Here is an 11,896-nt window from a genome sequence, read left to right as displayed (position 1 = left end):
AATGATGATTATCAGATTCTCAAAAGTGTTGCTTGTTGTTGCTGTTTCCTTTTTTTGCTTACTTACGGCATTTGGAAACATCACTGATTATTCCGCCAATTTTCCTGCTGTGGTAAAAGTATTAACCATGAGTGATATATTTCCTGATTCCACCATCACCTATCGAGCAATTACTAGTCCAGTTCTGCATTATGTTGCATTTATTATCATTGTTATCCTGGAATTATTAACCGCCATATTTTGTGGAATTGGTGCGTGGAAATTGTTTAAGGCAAGAAATGAAAGTGCTTCTGTTTTTAATCATTCCAAGAACTGGGCTATTGGAGGTCTTACGTTGGGTTTTGTAACCTGGCAAGTGATTTTTATGTCCATAGGAGGAGAGTGGTTTGGTATGTGGATGTCTCCCACGCTCAACTCAGCCCTTACCACAGCTTTTCATATCTTCATTACTATTTTAGCCGTTATGATTTATTTGGTGATTAAGGATGAATAGAGAGATTTCAGAGATTAATTTGTAACAGAGTAGCCTCCTATCGGAACGGCTGTTTAGAGAACATTTAAATATGAGTTGACTCAGTATTGCCTTAATTTTGATTATGCTCTTTAAAGCAAACCAAAACATCAGACCAAAATAATCTTTGGTCTGATGTGGTATTGTTTATTAATTTAGACGGTTTGTAAATTCGGATATAATCTTTGAGAGCTTTCTTCTACTTCAGCTTCTTTATTGCGTACTGATGAAGTGGAGTTTGACGTTTTACTGAAAAACCGTACGGTATCCTTTTGATTTTGATCATGCTCGTTAATCTTATCTAATGATTGGAACTCATCGAAACAGTCTAAAAATTTGCTTGCTGTGCTAATTGCCATCAAAAAGGTAGATAAGGAGACTGCGATACCCAAGAGAGGATCACAAAAAGTTAAGGGGATACCTACTGATACACAGGCTACATAACTAAAAAATGCTGCAGTAGCCCAGAACATGAGTTCACAAACTTTAAAGAAATTAGCAATAATAACGTCTGCTTGCCTGGATTCTGTCGTATCTTTTATTGTTTCAAACGCTTTGTCAGCATTAACTTGCCCAGATTTTACCTGTGAGACCAACGAAATGAAATTTTCGTACTCCTCAACGACTTCGAGGCCATCGTCTTCATTTTCGGTCTTGTTGAAAGCTGAATTATAAAAATACTTGATTTGATTTAATTGTTGGAGAAACTTTATTGATAATTCCTGGCCATTAAAAAATTGATTTAATTGTGTATCACAATTTTGCAAGCGTTTTTCCAAGAGCCGGGCATTGTTGTAAGAAGGCATAGTTTACCTCAATTGTAATTATAAATTTAAAATCCTATTGATTTATAACGAATTATTGGATTATATATAACCAATGTGGCAGCATAATACCATATTTTAAAGAAAATTAAAGTTTAACTTATCAAGAATAGTTTTTTACAAAAACAGAAAATCATAAGCTCTGTTTTACTGCATCATACAAACTGGTAAATTGAATATCTTCACCTAATGCTGCTTTTAACATGTCAATCTTCAGTCGTTTGGACGCTCGCATGAATTCTCTTTTCATAGGGCTTGCTTTTTCCCAGGCTTGCTCAAAGGACTCATAGGATGCTGATTCGATTCCTAATGCGTTTGCTACCGTTTGTTGTAGTGCGCCCATATGTGTTGGGTTGCCATCGGCAACATTATAGACAGCCGATGTTGTTTGCTTTTGGCCAAGCAAATAAGCTATTAAAGCCAAATCCTTGACAAAAATATGATTGGTAAAAGGGGCTTCAGTTGGTTTTATTATTGGAATTTTCGATTTGGCTGCATCGACTGGGATTCTGTTCGGTCCGTAGATGCCTGCAATACGCAATAAGGAAAGCTCTTTATTGTGTTGCTGACAATAGGCCAGCCATTGTTGTTCTGCATCCAATCGTCTTTGTTGACGCGGGGAGTCAATAATACAAGCTGATAATTCGTCAACCCAGGCTCCTTGATGGTTTCCATAGACTCCACTTGAACCAAAGTAAATAATTTTCTTTGCATTTAATGAACTTTGATTTAAAAACTGTTGTAAGAAAGTATCGCAGGTACCTTGAGAAGGCGGGGGAATTAGATAGTAGATAATGGAGTCGGGCTCGCTCCAATGAAATGGGTATTCGAGATCATGGCTTATATGCTGTAGTTTTGAAAGTTCCAATTCCTTTTTTAATTGTCGTGATACTACGGTTACCTGTTGATGATGCCCAAGAAGCTCTTGGGCCAGGTAATAACCGCAATAGCCATAACCAAGAATTAAATGATGCATAAGTAGTCCCGATAAATTAAAACTGGTTTATTGTTTAGCCTGGAAGCGGCATAAGTTCTGAAAATCACAGCGTTGGCAAATGGTCAGATTTTGAGGGCGTGGCGGACAATAGCCAGACTTAATTTCTTCAGCTAAATGAGTTAATTGTTCTAGCCAGCGTTGTCGATAGTCTTCCCAATTTTCATCCTCTTTCAAAGTATTAATCTCTTTGGTTTCCCATTTTTCTTCGCTAAAACCGCTGAGCTTGATTTTTCCGGTTTTTAATTGAATCAATAACAAAGTATTGATTTGTTCGTTAAGCAACGCATAAAGTAGCAATTGAGGCTCCATTGGTCTTTCTTCATTCCATGGTTTGCCGCCAGGGAGAGTGCTTTTATAATCAATGACCCATTGTTTGTTACCTACTTCATCCAGTCTGTCCACTCTTACTTTAAAATCGAGCCCAGCCAAATTGATCGAATGATTTTCTTCCAGGCCTGTGATTTTAAAAGGAGGGCGTTGCTTTTCCCATTCCAGATAAGACAAGATAATTCGTTTTAATCTCATATATTCAACATTGGCAACCAAGTCAGGAAAAGCCTGGGAGTGTCGTTGCCTAATCGGATTTAAAGCGCCTTGAATTGCTTGATCAATGAATCGTTCAAGTTCAGCGGGTTTTAATTTAATTAATTGTTCCTGATTTTCTAATCTTTGCCAGAGTAACTCCAGTATCTTATGGATTAATTGACCTTTTTCCTTGTCATCCATTCCATCTGTAGTTTTTAGAACAGGGTTTGCCTTTAGTCGGTGTTGTGCTAATGCTTTAAAAGGGCATTTGGCCTGATTGCTTAGTAAGCCGGTTCCGCCAGAAATGGATTCATCAGGTTTTACAGGCACTTCATAGTTTTCTTCAAGAGGAACCAAACAACTTTTAACATTTGTTTTATTGTCAGCAGGCCGGCTGAGGTAGGCAGGATAATGAGTAATCAATGAGCAGGGTAAATTAGGCGTGTCATCTTCAAATTGTGGATAACTAAAAACGGTTTCCACACTGCCTCGTTGCAGTCTTTGCAAAATTTGCTTGGCATATTGGAGCTCTCTTGCCGGGATACTGTGAGGCATGCCCAGTTCACGTTGTAATTCAAATGGGATAAAGGGCGATAAACGTGTTTGTTGAGGTAAACATCGATCACTCAATCCCATTACCCAAAGGCTGTCAAACTCGCAACCTGATGCCTCTAACAATCCCAAAATTTGAATTGGTGAATTGCTTTTTTGTGGTTGAAAAATAGTGTTGTCTATGAGTTGTTTTAATGCTTCAAATGCCTCTTTTTTAGTCAAATAGCTGCTTATGAGACTTAATTGTCTGAATTCGTCAAAAATCATTGTAAAGCGATTAAAGCATTGATAATCCTCTGAGTTCAAAACATAATCTCCAGGAAAACCAATGCCATTTAACCTCTCCTGAAATAACTCAATCCACTCATCCAGGGTAGTTTTTTCCGGATAAAAATTCATGTTTTTTAACAATTCAGCCAGTTTAGGCGTGTGGTAGGCAATGTCCTCAATAAATAATTTTGTGGGAAAAGATTGGTCTTGCAACAACTTGCTTTCTTGTAAGTAATCCGATCTTTGAAGAAACTCATCTTTTGCCTTGCCAAGGTAGGGTGATTGGAGCAGCAAAGCTGCTTGATGATTATTTAAGAGATTGTGATCAAGACTCAGCCAAATGAGGGCATGAGAGATCAAGTGAAATGCGCTTAGTGGTTTGCCTAAAGAAATATTAAATAAATTGGGTTCAAAGCAGTCGCGTAAAATTCGTTGCAAAACCGATGATTCTTGTTCAAGATTAGGCACAACAACCCCGATTTGCTTTTTTCCTTGTTGAATTTTCTTCTCCAACCAAGTCATCAACTCCTGGTATTCTGTTTTTTTGTCTTTAGCTGAGAAAACCTCCGGAGTCTCCTGGTTTTCTTCTAAATCATAACCATATTGAATTACCCCCTGCGCGTTCAAATAATTTTGCAGGGATAATTGTTGTGGATTAAAGTCATCAAAGCACAACCAGACAACGGTTTTTACAAGCCCTTGATAATTGGAATCAAGCAAGTAGGGAATTAATTGATGCTGATGGATGGCAGAAATTTCTTTAAGTATTTTATTAAAAGATTGCCACCATTGTTGAAATTGTTGTGTTTGCGGCGTGTAGTGAAAAGCAGGCGCTTCAGGTGTAAGTTGCCATTGCTCACAGTATTCCCATGCTTGCATTATTGTTTTAAGCAACCCTTCCGTGTAAATGATAGAAGGATGAGATTTAATTAGTTTTCGCCATAAATGTTGGCATTGTGCCGAGTTTAAAAGTATGGGATGTTCCAGGTCTGGTTTTTGGAATTTGAGTTGTTCAAAAGAGTTAACTATAAATGTATTAAAAGGCAAGCATATTGGCTTGGTAATTGTTTTTCTGGAACAATAAGTGAAGTAATTCTGAAGGATGGTTCCGCTTAATCTATTGTTAGGAGTAATAACGACTGCTCCTTGAGACAATAGATTATAAAGCTCATCTGACTTAAGTTCATCGGTGAACTTTATGGGCAGGTCCTTCTGATTTATTTTTTGCCAATACATGCTTCTGTTTTTGTTGACGTCGGGTTTGGGTATGCAGGATATCGTATACTAATTGCCCTCTTAAATACATAGCAGCTAGTCCGGATGCAACAGCCAGCAAAATTCCAAAAAGCACATAACTATAGGCCAAAATAACTAGATAGAACAAAACCATGCTGCCTAGATCGGTTACTTCAAAAAGCTTGGCATTCGCTTCTGACATCAAGAAGACAAGGCCGAGATCAAAGACAGGCAGTGAGGCTATGACCATACTGAATCCTAGCCAAAAGGTTTTTCTTTTATATGGTTTTTTACAGTGAACGATGGCTTCCCCAAAAATGGCCCCGGTGCAGGAAGCTACAACCATGCCAAGAATGACCGATTGATAGACCGGAATAATTTCTTCAATTCCAATCGAAGTGAGGAATGCATTGATCAGTATCGTGCCAACGACCGATAACAAGCCAAAATAGATTGCTGATAATAACCGTGGATTTGAGATCGAAAGTGCCGGATCTTGTGTGTTCATGATGCACCTTATAATAAGTTCTATATGATAAATATTAGTACATTATTTCAATAATGTGGACTCGGGTTTTATTAATTTTCTATGGGGTCCTGTTAAATTAAATACTTTTGAAATAGTAGGGTAAAGGAAAATGAGAGCGAGTCGGAGTTGCCAAAATAGACTATAAATAGAGTAAGTTAGATTAATGAATTCGAGATTAAAATGAACTCAATTCTTTTTAAAAATGCCAATGTTATTTTGGGAGAGTCTACAGAGATTCAAAAAAATTTTGATGTTATGGTACAGAATGATTTGATTTCCCAGGTGTCGCAAACACCGCTTCAACCTCTCGAAGGAATGCGAGTTATTGATGTCAAAGGTAAGACATTAATGCCTGGTTTAATCGATGCTCACGCTCATGTTACCGGATTGACCCTAAGCCCAAAAAATATCTTCTATTCCGAAGCAGAGATATTTTTGGCTGCCGCTACTTATCTTAAAAACAGCTTGTTTTATGGTTTTACGACTTTACGAGAAGCTGGAGGCGCTGATTTTAGAATAGCACAATTACTGGATAATAAGAGTATTCCAGGGCCTCGATTATTTTATTCCGGGAGGGCATTAACTCAAACGGGTGGAGGAGCTGACTTTAGAAAACCCAATGAACAGATTGATCCTTGTGGGCATGTTGGTTCTTTCTCGACGATGTCGGTTATTGCAGATGGGGTTGATGAAGTGAGAAAGGCTGCTCGAGAAGAGTTAAGGAAAGGAGCAACACAATTAAAAGTATTTGCTTCAGGCGGGGTTGTTTTCCCTTCCCTTAGCAATCCAACACTGTATGAATATTCCGAGGAGGAGTTATCGACTATTGTTGAAGAGGCACGAGCAAGAAATACTTATGTTATGGCTCATGCTTATAGCGATGAATCAGTAAGAAAGTGTATTAAATCGGGTGTGCGTTCCATTGAACACGCTAATTTTGTAAGCGAATCAACTGTAGAATTAATGTCGGAAAGTGGTGTGTTTTACGATCCGACATTTATTTCATTGGTGCAAAGAATTGAAAGTGCTGAACAAAACCGGTTGTCTGAAGCTATTGTAGCCAATTTGAAAAATACTATTGAAAAAGGCAAAAAGGTTTATGAATATGCCTTAAAATATAAGATTCCTATTGCTTTTGGTACAGATTTGTGGGGTCCTGAGGCACAGAGAGATCAGTTAAGAGAATTTGAAATGCGCAAGGAGCTTGATTCAGCAGCCAATATCATTCGTTCAGCTACCGTTGTCAATGCGGAATTATTAATGCAAAAGGGAAAACTTGGCGTCATAAGCGAAGGAGCTTATGCTGATCTGTTAGTAGTAGATGGTAATCCTTTAGTCAATTTAAATGTTCTGCTCCGCCCGGATGAAAACCTTAAATTGATTATGAAAGATGGGGTCATTTATAAGAATGAATTATAAAGCAAGGTCTTTTTCAGAAGTCCTGTTGTATACTAGGGTATAGAAATGGAAGCCAATAACCGTTTCATTTTTTCTAAACCAAGCTCATTCATAGTTGCTATATTTTTTTCTGGTATAGTGTGGGTATCGCCATACGCCGCGATTGCTTTGTCCAGGCTGTCTTCCCTTAATAAATGGATCATGGGATAAGGGGAACGATTAGTGTAGTTGGCAACGTCATCTGGAGAAGTATCAGCAAAATAATAATCCGGGTGGAAAGTAGCGAGTTGGTATATCCCTTCATAATTTAAGTTTTGCATTAATTGTTCAGCAAGGCTTATGAAATCCAGATAAGAAAAAAAGTCTTTAAATGCTCGAGCAAAAATAAGCAGAGTCGTTTCAACAGCAGGGTTTGCTTCCAGAAATTGAATTTCAGTGATTAAATCTTTAAGTGCCTGGTGTTTTTTGAGGGTATCTGAAGTAATTATTCTTAAAGTGCCTTTGTTTACGGGGCCTTTTGCAAAAGGGCAAATCGTGTAATTGATAATGAATGTCCGCACCCATTTCATGGTGTGTTCTGAAATCAATGGATCATGATAGAGCATAGGGTAAGTGGTTTCGAAAAAAGGGATATTGTACCTTGATCATGTGAAATAACAATTTCTTCTAAATAGATATCAAAATCAAGTATACTTTGGTTAAAACAAAAATGGATTTTTGTCATGCAAAAAATATGTCGTTTTATTTTTAAATTAATCGGTTGGAAGATAGTTGGTGAATTACCGAATGAAAAAAAATATATTGTGATTGTTGCTCCGCATACCAGCAATTGGGACTTTGTCATTTGCCTGTGTGCCCGTTTTGTTGTTGGGGTTAAAATCAATTTTTTAGCGAAACATCAGTTATTTTTTTTCCCTTTGAGCTATTTTTTGCGTGCAGTTGGAGGCACTCCGGTTGATCGTTCTAAAAAGGGGAACAGGGTTGAGAAAGTTGTAGAGTTGTTTCGCCAACGCGATGAATTAAAGCTGGGCCTGGCTCCTGAAGGTACCCGAAGTCCGGTGACCAGATGGAAAGAGGGATTTTATCATATTGCTCGGCAAGCAGGTATTCCTATAGTGATGGTGGGGCCTGATTATTCCACTAAAGAAATCCGTATCCATGAACCTTTTTGGACCACAGGAGATATTAAAAAGGATTTTCAGTACATTATCGAGTTTTTTAGAACGATTAAAGGTTATCGTCCTAAAGAGATACCTGATTATAATCCTAAAGATTCTGATGCCTAAAAATGCTTGCGTAAAATTTCAAGCTCATGATGCATTTGATCAATTTTTTCCAGTAAATCAAGAGCTAAAGCGACTCCAGGCAGGTTAATGCCTAAATCTCTATGTAATCGAAAGGCGGATTCAAGGCGACGCAATTCCTTGTGGCCTAATGCAATTTTTTCAGGATCAGACGGTTGATCTGGAAACAAACCTTGTTCGATCATTTCAATGAATAATTCTTCAGGAATATGATACTTTTGGCATACTTCAATAAAAGAAATCGTTGTGGTTTCTTCGATAAGCATGCCAATTAAAAGATTGTTTTTGCTCATGCTTATACTCCCATAGTCTTACGAGGGTTGTAAGGCATTACCTCCGCCATTTTTTTATATAAAGCTTTTGCTTCTTCAGTTTGAGCAGGGGGGGTAATAATTTTTAATAGAACATATTGATTACCAGGGGGTGAACCTGGTAATCCGCGATTTTTAATTCTGAGTTTTTGCCCGCCTTGTGAGCCCGGAGGGATTTTTAAATCGATTTTTCCTGCCAGGGTTGGTATGACAACCGTAGCTCCTAAAGCAGCTTCCCACGGTGTGATAGGTAATGTGAGATAAATATCATTCTCCATGACATCAAATATGGGATGTTTTATCACCTCGACTGTTAGATACAGGTCGCCGCGAGCCCCTCCTCCGCTTCCACTGCCTCCTTGTCCTGCCAAGCGAATTTGTTGTCCTGATTTAACTCCTGCAGGGATTTTAACTTTCAGGGTCTGTATTTTAGTCTCTGTGCCTTGTTCAACAGGAACTTGTAAGTTTTTAACAGCTCCATGGTAAGCTTCCTCCAGACTGATAGTGATTTTGCCATGATAGTTTTGACCAGTCATCGGTTGCTGTTGATAGCGCGAATGTCCAAACAAGGTTTCAAAAAAATCGCTGTCAAAATGAAATTCCTGAAAGGGTTGTTCTTGAGCTCTTCGCCCGGTAAATCCATCGCTTTGGGGATTGAATTCTTTGTATTTCAGATATTGATCATATTCGGCTCTTTTTTTAGGGTCTTTCAGTACTTCATAGGCCTCTGCCATTTCTTTAAATCGTTCTTCAGCATCTGGTTCTTTACTAATATCGGGGTGATATTTGCGGGCTAATTTTCGGTAAGCCATTTTGATGTCTTTTTCAGAAGCATCCTGACTGACTCCCATGATTTTATAGTAGTCTTTATCCATTTTTTATACTCATTACCTATGCCAGTAAAAAATACGCTTTTACGTCCTGAGGGCTGTCAAGGTATGCATAGCCATCATTTTTTCTTCATTCGCAGGAATAACGATAACAGAAAAAGGGTGTAAGCACTCTAGCCTCTTGAGGATATTTGCTCTAATCGGTTCTGAATTTTCCCCTATTCCTCCTGTGAATACAATACCATCTACTCCACCTAGCGAAATGGCCATCATTCCAATAAATTGAGCTGTTTTCAGGCAAAAATACTCCAAAGCAAATTGAGCATTTTTATCAGGGCTGGATTGTAATTCCAGCACATTATTGGTTTTTCCTGATAAACCAAGCAAGCCGGATTCGTTATAAAGTATTTCCTCTACCTTACCTGGCGGAAGATTCAATTCTCTCATCATGTAAATAACAGCCCCAGGATCCAAACTGCCACAACGAGTTCCCATTGGTAAACCATCCAGCGCTGTCAAACTCATGGTGGTGTCTATACTGATTCCCCTATTTATAGCGCACAAGCTGGCGCCATTGCCTAAATGGGCAATAATAATTCGATTGTTAGCCAAATCAGGGTAGTCTTTTTTGAGAACGAGAGAAATCCATTCATAGGAAAGGCCATGAAATCCATAACGCCTAATTCCTTGTTGTCTTAAATATTCGGGCAAAGCACAAGTAGTAAATAATGGAGTATGTTGAGCATGAAAGGCGGTATCAAAGCATGCAATCTGAGGTAATTCTGGCTTAATCCGACCAATGATTTTTATGGCAGCCAAATTATGAGGCTGGTGTAGGGGCGCGAGAGAATTCAGTGTTTCCAATTGGCTGATGATTTGCGGAGTAACCAGGACACTTTGAGTGAAATATTCTCCGCCATGAACGACCCGATGGGCGACAGCATGAATTTCCCAGTTTTGCTGCTGTTGGCTAATCCAGTCCAGTATAAGATAAATGGCTTGCTCATACGTCATGTCCTTTTCCAAAGTGATTAGAGTTCTCTGGTGCTCCGATGTTTCGTTAACTGCGGTAAAAGATGGTTCTCCTCCAATATTAATAATTTTGCCTTTGGCGAGAAGATCAAGTTTCTCTGTATTGGAGAATACTTGAAATTTAACACTTGAGGAGCCTGAATTGATAATTAACAGTGCAGAATGCCTCATTTTATTTTGCCTGCTTTACGGGCCGCTGCAATCTTGGTTGCTACTGCACACGACAACAAACGTGTTCTTAAGGAATCAGCCCTGCTGGCCAGAATGATAGGGACTCTTGCTCCGAGAACTATTCCTGCTGCGTCAGCATGTCCGAGAAAAGTGAGTTGTTTGGCTAGCATATTTCCTGATTCAATGTCCGGTACGAGCAAAATGTCGGCATCACCGGCTACAGGAGAGATAATGTTTTTTTCCTTACTGGCTTGTTTATTGATGGCATTATCAAAGGCGAGGGGACCATCCAGTATGCCATCGATTATCTGACCTCTGTCAGCCATTTTACACAGGACAGCGGCATCAACTGTTGCCTGCATCTTTGGATTTACCATCTCAACGGCCGCAAGGATAGCTACCTTGGGTTTTATTTCTTCTCCATATAAAATACGCCAGAGATTGATTGCATTTTGACATATATCTGCCTTATCCGCTGCGTTTGGGGCTATATTAATGGCTGCGTCGGTAATGATTAAAGGTTTATGGTAAGTTGGAACATCCATAACATAGGCGTGACTGATGCGGTATTTGGTTCTTAGTCCAGAAGTGACAGGTACCACTGCAGACATTAACTCATCAGTATGCAGGGCGCCTTTCATGATAGAATCCACTTTCCCGGATGCCGCTAATTCAACTGCTTTAAAAGCAGCAGCATCACTGTGTTCTGTATCAATCATTTCCCAATCGGATAAATCGATTTTAGCCTCACTTGCGGCACATTTGATTTTTGCCATAGGACCTATTAATACAGGAGTAATTAAACCGGCCTTGACTGAGTCATAAACTGCTTCCAGGACATTGGCAGTGACGGGATGAACCACTGCTGTTTTGATTGAGGGCAAGTTACTGCAGGCTTCAATGATTTTATTAAAGTGATCATTGTGATGGATTTGCACCAGAGGCAAAACAGTTCGGGGTACCTTCATTTTTTTAGTCGGGGCAATGACTTTGGCAAGGCCTTTAATTACTGTTTCTCCTTTTTGATTCACCCCCATACAGTCGAAATGAACAATCGATTTGCCTGGATGTTTGTCACGAACAATGATGGTAATTGTAAGATTATCTCCAATGCGGACAGGAGTTATAAATTGAATATCTTGTTCAAGATAGATAGTTCCAGGCCCGGGAAGGGCAGTGCCCAACAAGGTAGAAATTAGAGCTCCTGACCACATACCATGTCCGACTACACCATGGAATACATCGCTTTTAGCAAATTGAGGATCGACATGAGAGGGATTGATGTCTCCAGACATTGCAGCAAATAAATTAATATCATCCTGAGTTAATGTACGGTTTAAGCTGGCCTTGCGCCCTATAGTCAGTTCTTCATAAGTGACATTTTCAAGAAATTCATTATTCATTAC

The 11,896-nt window shown here is 39.0% G+C and carries 12 protein-coding genes; 3 read left to right on the top strand and 9 right to left on the bottom strand.

Annotated elements, in window-relative coordinates; genetic code table 11:
- Positions 1 to 4 precede the first annotated feature (4 nt).
- Positions 5 to 493 (top strand): DUF2165 family protein, encoded by a 489-nt coding sequence (locus CC34_RS0113015; protein ID WP_015444155.1) that lies wholly within the window; start codon positions 5 to 7, stop codon positions 491 to 493.
- 173 nt (positions 494 to 666) lie between these two features.
- Here the strand turns inward: CC34_RS0113015 and CC34_RS0113010 are convergent, their stop codons facing one another.
- From CC34_RS0113010 to CC34_RS0112995, 4 genes are all read right to left on the bottom strand, one after another.
- Positions 667 to 1,317, bottom strand: coding sequence for a lpg2271 family Dot/Icm T4SS effector (locus CC34_RS0113010; RefSeq protein ID WP_027265225.1), 651 nt, complete (start codon positions 1,315 to 1,317; stop codon positions 667 to 669).
- A gap of 151 nt (positions 1,318 to 1,468) precedes the next feature.
- The gene (locus CC34_RS0113005; RefSeq protein WP_028377829.1) at positions 1,469 to 2,311 is read right to left on the bottom strand and encodes an SDR family oxidoreductase; all 843 of its coding nucleotides are present in this window, start codon (positions 2,309 to 2,311) and stop codon (positions 1,469 to 1,471) included.
- Positions 2,312 to 2,338: 27 nt separating this feature from the next.
- Positions 2,339 to 4,915, bottom strand: coding sequence for a PD-(D/E)XK nuclease family protein (locus CC34_RS0113000; RefSeq protein WP_028379624.1), 2,577 nt, complete (start codon positions 4,913 to 4,915; stop codon positions 2,339 to 2,341).
- The gene (locus CC34_RS0112995) at positions 4,863 to 5,423 is read right to left on the bottom strand and encodes a hypothetical protein (RefSeq protein ID WP_028377831.1); all 561 of its coding nucleotides are present in this window, start codon (positions 5,421 to 5,423) and stop codon (positions 4,863 to 4,865) included. The genes CC34_RS0113000 and CC34_RS0112995 overlap by 53 nt, the downstream gene beginning before the upstream one ends.
- A gap of 201 nt (positions 5,424 to 5,624) precedes the next feature.
- Here CC34_RS0112995 and CC34_RS0112990 point away from each other — a divergent pair, with 201 nt between their 5' ends.
- Positions 5,625 to 6,863 carry a metal-dependent hydrolase family protein gene (locus CC34_RS0112990; RefSeq protein WP_028377832.1) on the top strand — a complete coding sequence of 413 codons (1,239 nt, stop codon included), beginning with the start codon at positions 5,625 to 5,627 and terminating at the stop codon, positions 6,861 to 6,863.
- A gap of 32 nt (positions 6,864 to 6,895) precedes the next feature.
- Here the strand turns inward: CC34_RS0112990 and CC34_RS0112985 are convergent, their stop codons facing one another.
- Entirely contained in the window at positions 6,896 to 7,447 is a 552-nt protein-coding gene (locus CC34_RS0112985; RefSeq protein ID WP_027265229.1) for a DUF1415 domain-containing protein, read from the bottom strand.
- Positions 7,448 to 7,564: 117 nt separating this feature from the next.
- On the opposite strand from CC34_RS0112985, the gene CC34_RS0112980 reads away from it, so the two are divergent.
- On the top strand, positions 7,565 to 8,128 hold the full coding sequence (locus tag CC34_RS0112980) for a lysophospholipid acyltransferase family protein (RefSeq protein ID WP_011947124.1): 564 nt from the start codon (positions 7,565 to 7,567) through the stop codon (positions 8,126 to 8,128).
- Here CC34_RS0112980 and CC34_RS0112975 read toward each other — a convergent pair.
- The 4 genes from CC34_RS0112975 to CC34_RS0112960 are packed head-to-tail and all read right to left on the bottom strand — an operon-like array spanning position 8,125 to position 11,893.
- Entirely contained in the window at positions 8,125 to 8,439 is a 315-nt protein-coding gene (locus tag CC34_RS0112975; protein ID WP_028377833.1) for a chaperone modulator CbpM, read from the bottom strand. The two genes, CC34_RS0112980 and CC34_RS0112975, sit on opposite strands and share 4 nt — an antisense overlap.
- 2 nt (positions 8,440 to 8,441) lie before the next feature.
- Entirely contained in the window at positions 8,442 to 9,332 is an 891-nt protein-coding gene (locus tag CC34_RS0112970; RefSeq protein ID WP_028379623.1) for a DnaJ C-terminal domain-containing protein, read from the bottom strand.
- Between the two features lie 39 nt (positions 9,333 to 9,371).
- Positions 9,372 to 10,490, bottom strand: a complete 1,119-nt coding sequence (locus CC34_RS0112965; RefSeq protein ID WP_028377835.1) for an acetate/propionate family kinase — start codon at positions 10,488 to 10,490, stop codon at positions 9,372 to 9,374.
- Positions 10,487 to 11,893: a bifunctional enoyl-CoA hydratase/phosphate acetyltransferase gene (locus CC34_RS0112960; protein ID WP_028377836.1), complete on the bottom strand. Its 1,407-nt coding sequence runs from the start codon at positions 11,891 to 11,893 to the stop codon at positions 10,487 to 10,489. Before CC34_RS0112960 ends, CC34_RS0112965 begins: the two co-directional genes overlap by 4 nt.
- Between the last annotated feature and the right edge of the window lie 3 nt (positions 11,894 to 11,896).

This window comes from Legionella pneumophila subsp. fraseri (genome assembly GCF_000586315.1).
GTDB classification, from domain to species: domain Bacteria; phylum Pseudomonadota; class Gammaproteobacteria; order Legionellales; family Legionellaceae; genus Legionella; species Legionella pneumophila_B.
The sequence above is the reverse complement of the archived record's forward strand: the minus strand, read 5'-3'. Positions and strand labels throughout refer to the sequence as shown.